General features: G+C 57.6%; 14 protein-coding genes and 1 pseudogene. 6 read left to right on the top strand and 9 right to left on the bottom strand.

What is annotated here, in order from left to right:
- Positions 1-79 precede the first annotated feature (79 nt).
- Positions 80-178: pseudogene (locus IC231_RS20445) on the bottom strand (YkvA family protein); the annotation flags it as partial.
- Between the two features lie 365 nt (positions 179-543).
- On the opposite strand from IC231_RS20445, the gene IC231_RS13770 reads away from it, so the two are divergent.
- Entirely contained in the window at positions 544-1,074 is a 531-nt protein-coding gene (locus IC231_RS13770) for a DinB family protein (protein ID WP_190785096.1), read from the top strand.
- Positions 1,075-1,303: 229 nt separating this feature from the next.
- Here IC231_RS13770 and IC231_RS13765 read toward each other — a convergent pair whose 3' ends face one another.
- The 3 genes from IC231_RS13765 to IC231_RS13755 form a co-directional block, all read right to left on the bottom strand.
- Positions 1,304-1,936, bottom strand: a complete 633-nt coding sequence (locus tag IC231_RS13765) for an AlbA family DNA-binding domain-containing protein (RefSeq protein ID WP_190785095.1) — start codon at positions 1,934-1,936, stop codon at positions 1,304-1,306.
- Positions 1,937-2,000: 64 nt separating this feature from the next.
- Complete coding sequence (locus IC231_RS13760; protein WP_190785094.1) at positions 2,001-2,873, bottom strand: SDR family oxidoreductase; 873 nt, start codon at positions 2,871-2,873, stop codon at positions 2,001-2,003.
- Positions 2,874-3,078: 205 nt separating this feature from the next.
- Positions 3,079-3,498: a DUF3127 domain-containing protein gene (locus tag IC231_RS13755; RefSeq protein ID WP_190785093.1), complete on the bottom strand. Its 420-nt coding sequence runs from the start codon at positions 3,496-3,498 to the stop codon at positions 3,079-3,081.
- Between the two features lie 145 nt (positions 3,499-3,643).
- Here IC231_RS13755 and IC231_RS13750 point away from each other — a divergent pair, with 145 nt between their 5' ends.
- Positions 3,644-4,639, top strand: coding sequence for an isoaspartyl peptidase/L-asparaginase family protein (locus tag IC231_RS13750; RefSeq protein WP_190785092.1), 996 nt, complete (start codon positions 3,644-3,646; stop codon positions 4,637-4,639).
- Between the two features lie 113 nt (positions 4,640-4,752).
- On the opposite strand, the gene IC231_RS13745 is transcribed toward IC231_RS13750, so the two are convergent.
- A complete protein-coding gene (locus IC231_RS13745; RefSeq protein WP_190785091.1) occupies positions 4,753-5,697 on the bottom strand; it encodes a cyanophycinase in 945 nt (314 codons plus the stop codon).
- Positions 5,698-5,819: 122 nt separating this feature from the next.
- Positions 5,820-7,628, bottom strand: a complete 1,809-nt coding sequence (locus tag IC231_RS13740) for a M1 family metallopeptidase (protein ID WP_190785090.1) — start codon at positions 7,626-7,628, stop codon at positions 5,820-5,822.
- Between the two features lie 338 nt (positions 7,629-7,966).
- Here IC231_RS13740 and IC231_RS13735 point away from each other — a divergent pair, with 338 nt between their 5' ends.
- From IC231_RS13735 to IC231_RS13725, 3 genes are all read left to right on the top strand, one after another.
- Entirely contained in the window at positions 7,967-9,772 is a 1,806-nt protein-coding gene (locus tag IC231_RS13735; RefSeq protein WP_190785089.1) for a L,D-transpeptidase family protein, read from the top strand.
- Positions 9,773-10,080: 308 nt separating this feature from the next.
- Positions 10,081-10,728, top strand: coding sequence for a helix-turn-helix domain-containing protein (locus IC231_RS20440; protein ID WP_190785088.1), 648 nt, complete (start codon positions 10,081-10,083; stop codon positions 10,726-10,728).
- Positions 10,729-11,482: 754 nt separating this feature from the next.
- Positions 11,483-11,653: a hypothetical protein gene (locus tag IC231_RS13725; protein ID WP_190785087.1), complete on the top strand. Its 171-nt coding sequence runs from the start codon at positions 11,483-11,485 to the stop codon at positions 11,651-11,653.
- Between the two features lie 166 nt (positions 11,654-11,819).
- Here IC231_RS13725 and IC231_RS13720 read toward each other — a convergent pair whose 3' ends face one another.
- Positions 11,820-12,290, bottom strand: coding sequence for a hypothetical protein (locus IC231_RS13720; protein WP_190785086.1), 471 nt, complete (start codon positions 12,288-12,290; stop codon positions 11,820-11,822).
- A gap of 189 nt (positions 12,291-12,479) precedes the next feature.
- Complete coding sequence (locus IC231_RS13715) at positions 12,480-13,913, bottom strand: DEAD/DEAH box helicase (RefSeq protein WP_190785085.1); 1,434 nt, start codon at positions 13,911-13,913, stop codon at positions 12,480-12,482.
- 374 nt (positions 13,914-14,287) lie between these two features.
- Between IC231_RS13715 and IC231_RS13710 the strand changes: the two genes are divergently transcribed.
- Positions 14,288-14,803: an NUDIX domain-containing protein gene (locus IC231_RS13710; protein ID WP_190785084.1), complete on the top strand. Its 516-nt coding sequence runs from the start codon at positions 14,288-14,290 to the stop codon at positions 14,801-14,803.
- Between the two features lie 103 nt (positions 14,804-14,906).
- On the opposite strand, the gene IC231_RS13705 is transcribed toward IC231_RS13710, so the two are convergent.
- Positions 14,907-15,467, bottom strand: a complete 561-nt coding sequence (locus IC231_RS13705; protein WP_190785083.1) for a hypothetical protein — start codon at positions 15,465-15,467, stop codon at positions 14,907-14,909.
- Positions 15,468-15,527 lie beyond the last annotated feature (60 nt).

Genomic DNA, 15,527 nt, shown 5'->3' with positions numbered 1-15,527 from the left:
CGGTTTCTTCGGCAGCGTGGGTTTTTTCCCACTCCCGGAAGCGCAAAATTTCGCCCTGGAACTTCTCAATAAACCAGCTGATAAGGGCCAGATCATCGAGGAAACCTACCACGGGGATAAAATCAGGTACCAGATCTACGGGGGAAAGTGTGTAGAGCAGCACACCCAACGCCGATACCACGGTGCTGGTTTCTACCTGCCGATACTCGCCGCTCACGTAGTTGCGCACCAAGCGCACCAGCGTACGGCCCACGTCGAATACCTGCTTAAACTTGTTGTCGCCGCTTTCCTTGCTGGCGAGCTTGTTGGCCACTTCGTTCAGCACCAACACCACCTTGAACGGGCGACCGAGCAGCTTGCCGGCACGGTTGAGAAAGACGCTGAACAGCGCGTTTTTGGAAATGGAAAGGCCTTTTTCGACGAGTGAAGACATAGTAGATGGTAAAATGACAGGGAATGAATGGCTCTACGGCTTCTGGTAATGCGGAGTTATGGAGAGTTACTACGGGCCTTGTAAGAGGAAATTTGTGTTACGTTTGCCGCATGAGCCACATCACGCCACCCGCCGCCACCGAGTATGCCCCGTACTACGGTACCTATGTCCGCCTTGTCACCGGCGACCCGCTGGCAGCCCTACAGGCCCAGCCGGCCGAATTGCGCCGCCTGTTAACAGGCCTGACGGAGCAGCAGGGGCAGTTTCGGTATGCCTCCGGCAAATGGAGCATCAAGGAAATGCTGGTGCATATGATTGATACAGAGCGTATTTTCGCTTACCGCGCCCTGCGTATTGCCCGCGGCGACACTACGCCGCTACCTGGCTTCGAGCAGGATGACTATGTGCCTGCTTCCGAAGCTGACTCCCGGTCTCTGACCAGCATTCTGCACGAATACGACACTGTGCGGGCGGCTACGCTGAGCCTGCTTGAGTCATTGAGCGAGGCGCAGTTGGGCCGGCAGGGAACGGCCAGCGGCCAGCCCGTGAGCGTACGGGCCATGAATTTCATTATTGCCGGGCATGAAGCGCATCATCTGCATATATTGCAGGAGCGGTATCTGCCACTGCTGGCCGCTTAGCGCACTGTTGGGCAACACACTGGCCGCCGGCAGCGTTATGCTGTCAAGTTCTCACTCTCCAATTTCCTACTATCATGGCTAAAGCACAGGAACCCCGCAAAGAAAAGAAGAAAGAGCCGGCCAAAACCACTAAGGAGAAGAAGGCCGCCAAAGAAGAGAAAAAGGCCCTGAAGGCTCGTCAGCAGGACTAACAAAAAAGCCCCTTATCGGAAGATAAGGGGCTTTTTGCTTAAAGCGTGTAATAGACTTCCTTCTCCTTGTCGTGGTGCTTGAGGTAGCCGTGCAGTGTGAGCTTGATGAGCGTACGGTAGGCGCGCCGCTTCCCGATGTTGAGCAGCTTCATGTACTGCGCCAGCGTGATGCGCGGGTGGCTACCCAGATAGTCGAGTACCGCTAGTTCATCTTTATTGAGCGGCAGCTTTTCCAGGCGGGGCATTTCCAGGTCGTCGGGGCGCTGTAGGGCTTTCTCGGTGAGCTGGCTAGTTTGTACACTTTCGTCGCGTACGCGCACGTAGCCGCGCCAGTCGCCCTCCGCCACCTGGGCGCGGTGCGGCTTGTGCGCACTTTCGGGCACAGTCACGATGAGAACCGTGCGGCCGTCTTCCTCCCATTCCTTGATGTAAAGCGTCAGCGCGGGCTCTACGTAGTGTAGTGCCGCCTGGCGCAGCAGGTAGATTTCCTCCTCCGCGTCGCGCACTCCCACAATGCGGCCATCATCTTCCACGCCCACCAGCACCTGCCCGCCGTGGGTGTTGGCCAGCGACGCCAGTGTGCGCGAAATGCGCGACGGATGCGTGGTTTTCTTCTTGAATTCCAGCTGTTCGCCTTCACCCCGGCGAATGAGTTCCTGCAGATCAGTCATAAGAAATAAGATGGATGAGGCGTACCAACAACCGCCTTCTCTACACAATTGTCCTGGCAGGAGCCTATGAAATGCCGGTTTCTTCTTCCGAAATACGCCAGAGCCGGGCGGCTTCCGTGCGGCTTTGGGAGCGGGACGAGCAACGGCCGGGCCGCAGGTTTTTGAAATACGCACCACTTACGCGGGCCACTTCCGGGGCCGTGGCCAGATACAGACTGGTGCGGGCACCCTGCTCCGGACTAATCATAAACGGCTTGGCCGGCCACCACAGCGCCTTCATACCCCATGAGCTGCCCGGATGCACAAGGCCCGTATTAACCATGCCCGGATGCAGGCAGTTCGCCGTTACGTTGGTAAGCTCCAGCCGGTGCGCCAGCTCATTCGTGAACAGAATATTGGCCAGCTTGGAGTCGGCGTAGGCCGTGAGCCAGCTGTATTTTTCCGGGTTGTTGCGCGCTTCCTGCAGCGGCTCAATCTCGCCCAGCCAGTGTGCCTCCGATGCCACCGTCACTACCCGCCCGGTCTGGGCTTCGTTCAGGAGGGGCAGCAGCAGGTTGGTCAGGGCAAAAACGGCCAGATGGTTTGTTGCCCAGCTCAACTCATGGCCTTCCTCCGTAACCGTGAGCGGCCCCGGCATAATCCCGGCATTGTTGACCAGAATATCCAGCTGGCTATGGTCGCGCTGCAGGTCGGTGGCCAGCTGGCGCACGTTGGCCAGCAGCGACAAATCTGTGAGGCGAACTTCCAGCTGGGCTTCCGGTACGGCAAACTGAATGGCGGCGCGGGCCCTTTCGGCTTTGTCGGGGTTGCGGGCCACCAGTACCACGCGCGCCCCGCGGCGGGCCAGCTCACGGGCCGTCACCAGCCCGATACCACTGCTGGCGCCCGTCACCAATGCCGTTTTTCCGTGCAGCGAAGAAATAGAAGAAGCGGCCATGCGCAGAAAGGGGAGAAGCGTAAAGAAGAAACACGGACCAGTTGGCCGGCATAGGTGCGTTAACGAAGAACTACCGGGTAGAAGTTCTGACAACATGCTGCCAAACGGCTACAAGCTACGGGTCCGGTAATAGTCCGCCACTAAAAATGCCGCCCCATTTCTGGAAGCGGCATTTTTGGTAGTGCCTAAGCGCAACAAGGGTTGCTTAGAAGGGCAGGTCGTTGTCGTCGTCGGAAGCAATAGGAGCCGACGAAGCGCGCAGGTTGGGGTTTTGGTTCTGGGCCGGAGCCGCAGCCCGGGGAGCCGCCTGCTGGTAGCCGCCGCCCTGCGGAGCCGCAGCGCCGCCGGCAGCTGGCTCAATGCGCCAGGCTTCCAGGTTGGTGAAGTACAGCATCTGGCCGTTCTTGTTGAAGCCGCGGCCCCGCAGGTTGAACGCAATTTTAACCTCGTCTCCTACTTTATACTGGTCGATGAGGGCAGTTTTGTCCTGCACCAGTTGGAACTTGATATGCTCAGGGTACTGGCCATCTACAACTTCCAGAACGAATTCGCGCTTGCGGAATTTCTCGCTCACCTGCTGTTCGTCGAAAATTTCGTGCAGGCGGCCGGTAGCATCGTAAGCCATAAGGGTAATAGTTTGTGGGGGTGAAAACAGTCTGTCAAACGTACGAAAAAAAACGGGTTCCGGCTAGCCTCTTTAGCACGGCTTAGCGGCAGTAGCCTACGTACCTTTGTCTTACGTTCCCACTTTTCTTTTTGCTGCTTTACTTATGAATTCTTCCTTCGCACTGGCCATCCATGGAGGAGCCGGCACTATTTCGCGCCGGCTGATGACGCCCGAAAAGGAGCAGGCCTACCAGGCGGCGCTGCAACGGAGCCTGGAAGCCGGCCACGCCATCCTGCGGGAGGGTGGCCCTGCCCTCGACGCTGTGGAAGCCGCCGTGCGCAGTCTCGAAGACTGTCCGCTGTTCAATGCTGGCCGGGGAGCGGTATTCACGCATGAAGGCCACCATGAAATGGACGCCGCCATTATGGATGGCCGCAACCGGGCGGCCGGAGCCGTAGCCGGAGCCCGCGCCGTGCAGAATCCGATTCGGGCCGCCCGCCTCGTGATGGAAAAAACCGACCATGTGCTGCTGGCCTACCCCGGCGCCGACGAACTGGCCCGGGAGCATGGTCTGCCGTTGCAGTCTGCCGAGTACTTCTTCACTCAGCAGCGCTACGACCAGCTGCAGGAGGCGCTGCAGGAAGGCCGCATGCGCCTCGACCACTCCGAGCCGGTACACACGGAAACAACAGCGCCCGTCTCGGAGCCCGCCGCATTTGCCAGTAACCAAGACCCGAAAAAGAAAATGGGCACGGTGGGAGCCGTGGCCCGCGACCAACACGGCAACCTGGCCGCCGCGACCAGCACCGGTGGCATGACCAACAAACGCTACTCCCGCATCGGCGACTCACCTATTATCGGCAGCGGCACCTTCGCCGACAACCGTACCTGCGCCATCAGCTGTACCGGGCACGGCGAGTTTTTTCTGCGGGCCGTGGTAGCGCACGATATTAGTTGCCTGATGGAATACCGCGGGCTGAGCCTGGCCGACGCCTGCCGCGTAGTTGTGCACGACAAGCTGGCGCCTATTGGCGGCGAAGGTGGATTGGTGGCCGTAGACGCGGCCGGCAATATTGCCCTGCCCTTCAACTCTGAGGGCATGTACCGCGGCAGCATGGGTTCGGGTTCGGGCCTCTACATTGGTATTTACAAGGACTAGCGCGCCAGGTGTTTTGGGGCCTATATATATAAGGAGTAGCCTAGCGCTGTGAGCCGAGCATAAAAAGGCCTCGTATCCTGCAGGATACGAGGCCTTTTGCTCTTGAAAGCAGCCTACTGAGCCTCTGTGGATACCGGCGAAGCATTGGCATCCTGGCCGGCCGTCATCCGGATGGAGTCGGCGGCCTGTTGGCGCAGCTTCAGGTCCGGATAGAATTCGCGCTGGCGCACATCGTAAAGGTTGCCTTTCACCAGCACATGCAGTAGCATGCTTTCGATGGAAATGGCCTCGCCTTTTTTGGCGGCGGCGGCGTTGTTGTGCTCCAGCTTATGGCCGTCCATGATGATGACCATATTAGAACCGATAGCCTCCAGGTGGTTGCCCTCGGTGATGAGTACGCCGGTGTCTTCGCCCAGTCCGATACCGATGAGCTTGGGGTGGAGTGCCACTGCCTCAATAAGACGCCCGAAACGGCCGCGCTTCACAAAATGCGAGTCGATGACGACATTGTCGATCAGGCCCAGGCCGGTACCCATCTTCACGGCGCCCTTCATCAGCGCGTCGGGCACGCTGCCGCCTTTGATCATGGTTTTGGACATGGCCATGGCCCCGGCTGAAGTACCGGCAATAATGAAGTTGGGGTGCTCGTAGTAGCGCTGCTTCAGAATCTGCAGAAACTCGGAGCCGCCGAACATTTCCGTCAGCCGCGACTGGTTGCCCCCGCTCATCATCACCACGTCGGCTTGGCGCAGGCGCTCCAGGTATTCCGGCTGCCGGGCATCTTCGGGCGTCCGGATATCCATTATGTTCACGTTGTTGCAGTTGAGCATCGTGAACGAGGATATGTAGATGCGGGCCACTTCATCCGGAATCATGGAGGCCGTGGTGATGACCTCAATGCGGGGGTCTTCCTGACCGGATTCCAGAATAACCCGTTTCAGAATGCCCAACTCAAAAAAGTTGAGGTAGTATTTCTTTTTTGTGCGGGGATTGGGATACGTGCCCTTGTCCTCGTTGCCGCCTATGGCAATAAGCTTACCGAGAGGTTTGGATGTCATCAACGCAAAAAATCAACTGAAGGAAAACGAAAAATAAAACTACTGTCGTCCGAATGCAAGCTTCGGGCCAGCCAAATCAGTGTCGAGCTTCCGGAAGTGAGATTCCCAGCGGAAATCCGGCGCTATGGTTTGCCCACTAATACGTCAAAGGTGCTCGTAGCGACTGAATGGTAATTGGGCCGGGCCTCGGCGTAGAGCTGGCGGGCCCGCGCCGCGCCGCCGGGTGTGGCCAGCAGTGCTTTGTAGAGCGGCACCAGAAATTTGCGGCGGCCCACATGGGTTAGGAACTGATGCAGGGCTTCATAGGCGGGGGAGTAGCCGGCAGCAATGGTGTGCGGAAACCAGGCGGCCAGAATTTCGGCGTTGCCGGACAGCGTGAAGCCGAAGGCCGCATCCAGCTCCGTTAGCTGCGGAGTAGTCATTGCTTTGGGAAGGCCATGCAGAAAATGCACCCATTCGTGGCTGCTCCATTCGTCGGTGTTCAGCACGCGTGCCGGCGTGCCCTGCTGCCAGTTTTGCAGCGCATCCTCCACGGCATCAAATCGGGCCGAGCCGACGGGTGGAGCCACGGCCGGAATGCCGGGCCGGTTGATCCAGGCACCGAGCTGGACCTGCTCCTCCAGTCCGGGGTGCTTGTCCAGTAGCTCGCGGCGCAGGTACGCCACAAAGGAAGCGGTGTCCATACTCTGAAAACTGTGACGGGCGAAGTACTCCTTAATAAAGGTGTCCAGCGCCGGGCGGCCCACCAGGTGTTCCAAGGTGAGCAGGAGGTAGTCGCCTTTTTCGTAGGCAATTTCATTGAGGCCCTCGTCCGGGTCGCGGCCGGCCAAGTTCAGGTGCAGGTGCGTGTCAGGGCTGGTCGCTCCGAGTTCTTCCACGGTGTGGAGCAGCGCCGAATGGCCAAGCACCTGCAGCATATCGGCGTAGGGGCGGCCGTAGAGCTTCTCCATAATGCGCCGCTCAAAGTACACCGTGAAGCCTTCGTTCAGCCAGAAATCATTCCAGGTAGCATTGGTTACGAGGTTGCCACTCCAGGAATGAGCCAGCTCGTGCGCTACCAAGCTGGTCAGGCTACGGTCGCCGGCCAGAATCGTAGGCGTTACAAATGTTAAACGCGGGTTCTCCATTCCACCAAACGGAAAGGAGGGAGGCAGGACCAGCAAATCATACCGGTCCCAGCGGTAAGGCCCGTACAGGTCTTCGGCGGCGCTCACCATTTTCTCCAGATCCTCAAACTCGTTTGTTGCTACGGGCAGCGTTATCGGCTCAGCATAGATACCGGTGCGGGCACTGAGCGGCGTGAATTCCAGGTCGCCGATGGCCAGTGCCATCAGGTAGGCCGGAATCGGCTGGTCCATCCGGAAATGGTACTCGCCAGTGGTATTGCGCTTTTGCGGGTTGCTGGCACTCATCAACGCCAATAGCTCTACTGGAGCCTGCACACGGGCTTCATACGTGAACCGGATGCCGGGCGAGTCCTGGCAGGGAATCCAGGTGCGGGCCAGAATAGCCTGCGACTGGGTGAACAGAAACGGATACTGGCGGCCGGCCGTTTGCTCCGGGCTCAGCCACTGCAGAGCGGCAGCCCCCGGCGCGGTCTGGTAGCGGATGGTAACGGTAGCTGTGTCGGGATGAATGGCAATGCGCAGGGGCTGGCCCAGCACGGCATCCATAGTGCCCAGTTCAAAGGTGGTAGGCTCACCAGCTGGGCCGCCCAGCAGCACGGCCTCAATCTGCAGCTCCCGTGCATCGAGCAGCAGTTCGGTAGCGCCGGAGTTGCGGAGCTGCCAGGTAGCAGTGCCTCGTAGTAGGCGTGCCGTAAAGTCTACTGCCAGGTCGAGCGCCAGATGGTGGACGCTGACTTCGGTGGGACGGGCATAGCTGTGCGGATCGGGCGTGGTGTGCATAGGGGAGATGGTGGAAGCGGGCATAAGAAAACGAGCAGGTACATGAAAGCCGTAGCCAGCACTTTGAGGGCTACAGGGCGCGCCAAAGGTAGCCAAAACTGACCGCGTGGCTGGGAACGGCTGGGCTGGCGGCCGATAACATCTCTTCGCTAAAGCAAACGAAATGAGACCAGCACTCCTACTGCGTCCACACTTACTGGGAAGACCGCTGATAGGAAAGTCTAACAACAAAACTGCTATCTTGCAGGCAGTGGAATAAGCTGTGCTGTGGGCAACTAATAGGCCCGGAACACAGTAGAACGCGCAACTGGCTACTAGTATGCCGGTTGAGCGTGTTCTTTTATTCCCTCTTACTTACCTGCATGAATTCATCATTTCGTCCGGCTTTCCTGACTACTCTGCTGTTCTGGCTTCTGGGCCTCACGATGCTGGCCTCTGCCTCGTCGTGTAGCCAGGAGCAGAAGGAGAAAATCAAGGATGCCCTGCCTGGTGGCCCGGCCAAAGCCGGTGGCCCTCAGCCAACCCTCGACAGCGTGTACATCGTGAAGTACATGAGTGCCGAACCCAAGTTTAAAGACCAGATTGAGTGGGGCAAAAAGTTCTACCGGGAGCGGGATTTCCGCCTCGGCTGGTTCCGCAACCACGAGCTGGTACCGCAGGCCAAGACGATGCTGGGCGTTCTGAACAAGGCCGCCGATGAAGGCCTTGATCCTAAAGAATACAGAACCAAGGACTTCGATAAGCTTTTCGCTGACCTGGAGGCTGCCCAATCCGACTCTACCAAACGCAACGCCCTGGAAAAGGAGATTGACGTAGCGCTGTCCGGTACGTATTTCAACTGGGCTTCCGATTTCTACCGGGGCACCGTAGACCCGCGCGCTGTCAAGACCATTGACTGGCAGGTGAAACGCAATAAAATCAAGCTGCACAAAGCGCTGATGACGATTCTGAAGGAGCGCGAAAGCACGTACCCGTATTACGAGTTCGAGCCGCTGCATCCGGAATATGACCAGCTGAAGAAGGCCTTGGCAGAATACCGTGCGCTACAGCGCAATGGCGGCTGGGCTACTATCCCGGCAACTACCAAGCTCAAGCCGGGCCAGACCTCTCCGGCCGTAGCTGCATTGCGCCAGCGCCTGCTGGGTACCAAAGCCCCGGCGGCGGCTCCGGTTGCCGCTGCACCAACTGTTGCAGACCCGGCCGTTACTCCAGCCCGCACAGTAGCGAACAAGCCGGACAACACGGGTACTGCCGTTCCGCTCGCAGCCGCGCCCGGTGAGAAATATGATGCCGAGTTGGTGCAGGCAGTAAAGTCATTCCAGACACAAAACGGCCTCAACCCAGATGGGGTAGTAGGGGGCGAAACGTTGCGTTTGCTCAACATTCCGGTAGCCCAGCGCATCGATCAACTGATCCTGAATATGGAGCGGTGGCGCTGGATTCCGAAGCGCTTCGAGCCGAGCTATCTGCTCGTAAATATCCCCGACTATAAACTCCACATGATTGAAAACAACAAGGAGGTTTTCGACATGCGGGTTATCGTAGGAAAGGCCCTCAATGCCACCCCGGTCTTCAGCGACAAGATGGAATACGTGGTGCTGGCTCCCTACTGGAACGTGCCGTACAGCATCATCGATAAGGAGCTTCGCCCGAAGCTTGCGGCCAATGCGCAGGCTACCCTCGACCGGCTCGATATGGAGGTGGTGAAGGGCTCTGGTGCCAAGGCTACCCCCATCGATCCGAATAGCATCGACTGGGCCAACCTGACCCCGGCTACCTGGAAGTACACGCTGCGCCGTCGGCCGGGACCCAAGAACGACCTCGGCGACGTGAAGTTCATCTTCCCTAACTCCAACGATGTGTACCTGCACGACACCCCGCACGATGAGTTGTTCAGCCAGGCGAAGCGGGGCTTCAGCCACGGCTGCGTACGGGTAGCCGAGCCGCTGAAACTGGCTGAATACCTGCTGCGCAACAAGCCCGGCTGGGACATGATGAAGATCGAAGAAACCATAGCCGGTCGTGAGGAGAAGTATGTAAGCCTGCCGGAGCATCTGCCGGTCTACCTGGTCTACTTCACGGCTTGGGTAGACAACGCCGGCAACGTGCATTTCCGGGACGACATATATGGCCATGACAAGTCGCTGGCTAAAGAATACTTTAATTAAGGAAGTGGCTCCCGGCTGGCTGCAATCCGCAAGCTGAGGCCTGATAGCTAAGTCCGTATTAGTTCTTACTGGAAAGCCCCATTGTGCTGATACTGCACGATGGGGCTTTTGTTATGCCCCCACTTTCGGGCCGGTGGCTTACCGGCACTATGGAGTGAAGCTACAGGAGTAGGCTGTTTACATATGTTATACATATGTAAACAGCCAGGAATGCACACACAACTATTCAATACAATTGTATACTATCTACTACAGGTATGAGCAGGAAATTATAACTGTACATTTGTAATCAAACGAATGAAACGGTTATGGTAGAAAGGATCAGAACACTTTTGGAGGCCAGACAGCTTACGCCAACGCAGTTTGCGGATGCAATAGGGGTAGCCCGGCCCATAGTGAGCCACATAATGAGCGGCCGTAATAAGCCCAGCCTGGAGGTCGTCCAGAAGATAATAGCAGCCTTCCCCGACATTGCACTGCCATGGCTGCTCACCGGTGCCGGAACTATGGCTGCCGAGCCCGCTTCAGGCGTTAGTCTGCCTTCAGCGCCTGCGCTGCCCCCGGCTCCTGCTAGACGAAGCATTCTAAAAGCGCCAAAACCTGCCCGTGAGGCGCAGCAAGGCATCTCATTTGGCAATGGCACAGCTGAGCAGGTTACAAGTGCGCCTGTAGCAGCTTCGAGCACGGCAACAGAGGCTTTGCCACCCTCTGCGCTAAACACCGATATGCATTCTCAGGCTGCAATAGCCACAGCTACCGTGCCTGCCACCGTAGGCCACGGAAACAACCGCAACGAAGGTGCAACGGCCGTAAATCGCCAAGCCCCGGCTTCTGAGTTGGCCATGCCCTCTGAGTCGTCACTTGTAGCTCAGGTTGCTGACAAGGGAAAAGCAATAAGAAGGATCGTGATTTTCTACCGGGATGGCACATTTACCGACTACCAGCCAGAAGGCTAACAGGGGTGTCACCGCGGTGCGAATCCCCATCCGAGCACACCACGATAATATTCCGTATTAGGTATGTTTGCTATTCCTCAGTGCAATTTGTCAGTGAGCATCCAAATGGCGCTGAAAACCGTAATAGGGACAGGCAATGGGTATGGAAATACTATAGATTTATTTCGTTTATGTAGAGCTATAATTCAAAATGTCAGCATGCAAAAATAGGTACTGACACGTCTTTTGATATTTTTATTTATAGTGTTTAATATCAATAGTTTATGAATTTTGATTGAAGTTATGGTATATGTTGATTTAGGTTGAAAAAGGTGTTTTTGATTGTTGGTATAGTTGTATTGGTGCCTAAGAGGGGTGTAAGGCTTTCTGGTACTAGGTTTTGCTAAGCCTTTTGACAAGCCTCTTGGCAGGGTATAGTGAAATAAACACCGCGTTTTGCCCGGCTAATAGAATTGGGGTTGCTAAAGTTAGTAACAAGCTATAGACAGGCTTTGGACCAGTACGCACGAACTCGCCTTCCGGCACCTACGGCCAGGTACCACAGCCAGGGAAACAAGCCCAGCAGGCTCGGCGACGAATACTCGGTAGGTTGACATAGAAGGCTCCGAAGCGGATACGATTCTCGTTGTTTACTTATGTAATAAACTGCTGCTGGCCCAGACGCTTGCGCCTGACCTGGCTGTGCCTTCTGCAGCCGGAATTCATAGGGCAAAAGGTGCTTTGTGATTTTACGGGTGGTGCTTACCTTTGGGCCATGAAAAAATTCCGTCTGCTTTTCCTGCTTGCCGCCAGCACCCCGCTGTTTCTGACTTCCTGCTCGCAAGCCCCCGACGCCGAGAAAGACCCGAATGCTGATGCGGAATACAAGCGTGCCCACCGCGCCGAGAATTACCGCGAAGCACAACGCAGCAACGTTAACTACTAGGTTCCGCTAGTTCTCTGCAAGGGCCTGTCAGGCTTGGCTTCTGCTAAAGAGGCAAAGTTGCCCTGCAGGAGGCCGCGTACTACCTCATAAAAAGCCCCACCCGACGCCAGTCAGGTGGGGCTTTAAGGTTGTATAAGCTAGGAGCGGGATGTTCAAGCTGACTTGGCTAGGCAAGCACGGCCGGAGCCGGCAGCAGATGCGGGAGTTGGATATCGGCCAGCAGGTGGTTTTCCAGCAGGTCGGCCCAGGTACGCAGGTACAGCACCACGTCGTCGCGCTGGTTGTGGCGCAGGGCATTGCGGCGCTCGAACGGAATGGCCGCCAATACAGCCGGGTCGGAGAGGCGCTCTAAATGCGTGAGGTCGGTACGGGTGAAGCCAGCGGCCAGCATCTCGTCAATTGTCTGGTCGATGGGCAGGCTGCTGGTGGGGCAGTAGTCAAGCAGCTGCCGCTCCCAGTCGCCGTAGCGCTGCATCGCACGGGCGTGAATCTCGGCTTTGGTGAGCTTGGTAATCGTCTGGGCCAAGTGGCCGCAGTTGCAGCTGCCCATGTGGCCCCATTGATAAGGCGCTTGCGTGGCAAGGTGCTGGGCTGTGTCGCGGAGTGCCTGAATGACGGCAAGGGTACGTTGAGCCATAGGACGAAGAATGTAAACGTGGGTTAACTACGGTGCCAGCTATAAAATGCTTGAGTCCTGCATTTTGTTTCGCTGCGCCTGCAGCTTTACCGGCCTACCGGCAGTACGGCTACCTGCAGTGCCTGCCAGGCACAAAAACGGCCCTGGCAGGAGCCAGGGCCGTTGTAAGGTATGCGAAGTTGGGAGGGGCTATTGCGGACGTCCGCCGCCGTTGCCGCCGCGGTAGCGCCGGCCCTGCCCACCGTTCTGGCCACCACCGGCCCGTTCTCCGGCCGAGCGTGAGGCCGAAGCAGCCGACGAGTTCCGCTGGCCGCTGTGGCTGCGCTCCTGCCCACCGCGTGGGGCACCACCTGCCTGGGGCTGGCGTGGGGCACGCGCTGCGCCGGCACCTTCGCGGCCGGGGCGGGCCGGGCGGCCAGCCGGGCCTTTCGGGCGCTTAATGGGCGAGCCGCCGTGCAACAGTACCGGCTCTACCTGGTCGGTGCTGTACGGGTGGTCTTCCACCAGGTCTATCTGGCGCCGAATGAGCTTCTGAATATCCTGCAGATAAGCACGCTCCTCATCCTCCACAAACGTGAAGGCCGTGCCAAAGGCACCCGCGCGGCCGGTGCGGCCGATACGGTGCACATAGGTTTCGGGCTCATTGGGCACTTCGTAGTTGATAACGTGCGTCAGCTCATCTACGTCGATGCCCCGGGCGGCAATGTCAGTAGCGACCAGTACCCGTGTGCTGCCGGACTTGAAGTTGCTGAGGGCCCGCTGGCGGTGGTTCTGCGACTTGTTGCCGTGGATGGCTTCGGCCGGAATATTCACCTTGGCCAGCGCCTTCACCACTTTGTCGGCGCCGTGTTTGGTGCGCGTGAACACCAGCACCCGACGGATGCTCATATCCTGCAGCAGATGTTCCAGCAGGGCCGGCTTGTCGCCTTTGTCTACCAGATACACTGCCTGCGTGACGGTGTCGGCGGTGCTTGAAACGGGCGTAACGGCTACTTTCACCGGGTTCGGCTTCAGGATGCTGGACGCCAGCTCCTGAATCTGGCCGGGCATGGTAGCCGAGAAGAACAGCGTTTGGCGCGAAGTAGGCAGCTTCGGCAGAATCCGCTTGATGTCGTGGATAAAGCCCATGTCCAGCATCCGGTCGGCCTCGTCCAGCACAAATACCTCCACGTGGCGCAGGTCAACGAAGCCCTGGCCCATCAGGTCGAGCAGGCGGCCGGGAGTCGCAATCAGCACTTCCACGCCGCGCTTGAGCGTCTGTACCTGGCTGTGCTGGCTCACACCCCCGAAGATGACGCTGGAGCGCAGCTTGGGCAAATGCCGCCCGTAGGCTTTGAAACTTTCGCCGATCTGGATAGCCAGCTCGCGCGTTGGGGTCAGGACGAGGCAGCGGATGCGGCCGGGGGCGTGGCGCTCTACCTGAGCCGTCTGGTGCAGAATCTGAAGAATAGGAACGGTAAAGGCGGCGGTTTTGCCGGTACCGGTCTGCGCTACGCCCAGCAAATCGTGGCCTTCCAGTACGTGCGGAATAGCCTGCTGCTGAATAGGGGTAGGGGTCGTGTAGCCTTCTTCGTGCAGGGCACGCAGAATAGGCTCAATAAGGTTAAGGTCGTCGAAAAGCATCAAAGGAAAATGAAAAAGCGAGGCCGCCAGCAGAGGTGGCGAATCCAGCAGACATACGGTTGAGTCTGCAAAGGTCGTTGTTTTGCGTCGAGTTGGGGGTGCCAGCTTCGTTTCAGGCTGGGCTGCCGCAGCAGATCCGCAGGGAAGGGCCGCAAAAAAGCAGCTCTACACTACTTCCGGCAAACAAAACGACGGGCCGGTGCCGTGAGAAATTAATACGGATAAAAAAATTAAACGACTGACTACCAGGGATACGATAGATGAAAACCCGGCCCGCCAACCCAAACGATAGTACGAGTCGGCTTGCTCATAACCTCCGCCGAGGCATTTTCCGTTTACTTTTCGAAAAATAACTTCGATTTCTGCCTGACTCTATGAAAATAATAGACCGGACGACTGCCTATGATGGCCACTTCAAGCTTCGTGTGCTCACGATGCAGGATGGTGCCGACCAATTGAAGCGGGAACGGTTTGAGCCGGGGCGGGCCGTAGCAGCGCTGGTCTGGGACACCAGCAAGCAGCGCTATTTCCTGACCCGCCAGTACCGGATTGGGCCGGAAGCCGACATGCTGGAGCTGGCTGCCGGCATGATCGACGGCGACGAAGCCCCGGAGGCCGCCGTGCGCCGCGAGCTGCACGAAGAGCTAGGCTACGACATCGACCGGCTGGAGCAGATTTCCCGCATCTACCCGTCGCCGGGTACCAGCGCCGAGGTCATCACCGTATTCTTCGCGGAGGTCAGCAACCAATCCGGACAGGGCGGTGGGCTGGCGGCAGAGAATGAAAAGATAGAAATCGTGTCCATGAGCCGGGAAGAGCTGCACCAGCACGAGTTCGAAGATGCCAAGACGATTCTGGCGGTTCTTTGGGCACGGCTACATCATAAGTAGAGCCGACTTGTGTCTTGAACTTGGTATTTACCCAAATGGTAACAACAACAAAACTCCGCCGAACAGGCGGAGTTTTGTTGTTGTATAACACTGGTTTTCAAAGCTATTGAGCCTTTACAACGTATTCGAAGGTTTGCTTGGTCTTGATGTCGTTGATGAACAGGGACAAGTCCTGTGGTGTATCGGTTTTAACAAATGGTATAGTGCGTTTGCTCACGTACAGGTCGCGGTTCCAGAAGCGGCCCTGGCCACCTTCGAGGGCTGGCAGGCTAAATACTTCCTTACCGGTCTTGTCCTTGGCTGACACACTCAGATAGGCGGGGTCGGCATTGGCACCGCCCCGGCGATACATCGTTACGGTAAGCTGGCCGCCGGGCGGCAGCTGGCTGAAACGCCGCTGATATGTCGTGTCGGCCCAGCTGTTCATTTTGCGCTGCACATCAATGTCGGCGAGCAGGTCGGAGTAAGGGCGGTAGGCAACGCGCGTCACGCAGGCATCTACCTCGGCATCTTCATCCGTGTTTTTGGTCACGTTCAGCACGTAGGGGCATTCCTCGTCCTTTTTTGCCACCATGTATTTCTTGCGGGGCTTGCCCGGCATGTACTGGGCCGATGCCGCCAGGGTGCAAGTCAGCAGCGCAACAAAGAGAATGGTTTTTTTCATAAAAAAACTGATTATAGAGCTAAAAAGACAATTCCAGCCTTCCAAAGATACGGAAGCGCG

The sequence above is a fragment of the Hymenobacter duratus genome (assembly GCF_014698995.1).
Classification (GTDB): domain Bacteria; phylum Bacteroidota; class Bacteroidia; order Cytophagales; family Hymenobacteraceae; genus Hymenobacter; species Hymenobacter duratus.
This window is presented reverse-complemented; position numbering and strand designations above follow the sequence as displayed.

Excerpts from the sequence above, each read along its gene's own strand:
- IC231_RS13760 (WP_190785094.1), bottom strand. The coding sequence starts at position 2,873 with ATGGCCGCTTCTTCTATTTCTTCGCTGCACGGAAAAACGGCATTGGTG.
- IC231_RS13710 (WP_190785084.1), top strand. The coding sequence starts at position 14,288 with ATGAAAATAATAGACCGGACGACTGCCTATGATGGCCACTTCAAGCTT.
- IC231_RS13735 (WP_190785089.1), top strand. The coding sequence starts at position 7,967 with ATGAATTCATCATTTCGTCCGGCTTTCCTGACTACTCTGCTGTTCTGG.
- IC231_RS13770 (WP_190785096.1), top strand. The coding sequence starts at position 544 with ATGAGCCACATCACGCCACCCGCCGCCACCGAGTATGCCCCGTACTAC.
- IC231_RS13745 (WP_190785091.1), bottom strand. The coding sequence starts at position 5,697 with ATGACATCCAAACCTCTCGGTAAGCTTATTGCCATAGGCGGCAACGAG.
- IC231_RS20440 (WP_190785088.1), top strand. The coding sequence starts at position 10,081 with ATGGTAGAAAGGATCAGAACACTTTTGGAGGCCAGACAGCTTACGCCA.
- IC231_RS13750 (WP_190785092.1), top strand. The coding sequence starts at position 3,644 with ATGAATTCTTCCTTCGCACTGGCCATCCATGGAGGAGCCGGCACTATT.
- IC231_RS13715 (WP_190785085.1), bottom strand. The coding sequence starts at position 13,913 with ATGCTTTTCGACGACCTTAACCTTATTGAGCCTATTCTGCGTGCCCTG.
- IC231_RS13705 (WP_190785083.1), bottom strand. The coding sequence starts at position 15,467 with ATGAAAAAAACCATTCTCTTTGTTGCGCTGCTGACTTGCACCCTGGCG.
- IC231_RS13725 (WP_190785087.1), top strand. The coding sequence starts at position 11,483 with ATGAAAAAATTCCGTCTGCTTTTCCTGCTTGCCGCCAGCACCCCGCTG.
- IC231_RS13740 (WP_190785090.1), bottom strand. The coding sequence starts at position 7,628 with ATGCCCGCTTCCACCATCTCCCCTATGCACACCACGCCCGATCCGCAC.
- IC231_RS13755 (WP_190785093.1), bottom strand. The coding sequence starts at position 3,498 with ATGGCTTACGATGCTACCGGCCGCCTGCACGAAATTTTCGACGAACAG.
- IC231_RS13765 (WP_190785095.1), bottom strand. The coding sequence starts at position 1,936 with ATGACTGATCTGCAGGAACTCATTCGCCGGGGTGAAGGCGAACAGCTG.
- IC231_RS13720 (WP_190785086.1), bottom strand. The coding sequence starts at position 12,290 with ATGGCTCAACGTACCCTTGCCGTCATTCAGGCACTCCGCGACACAGCC.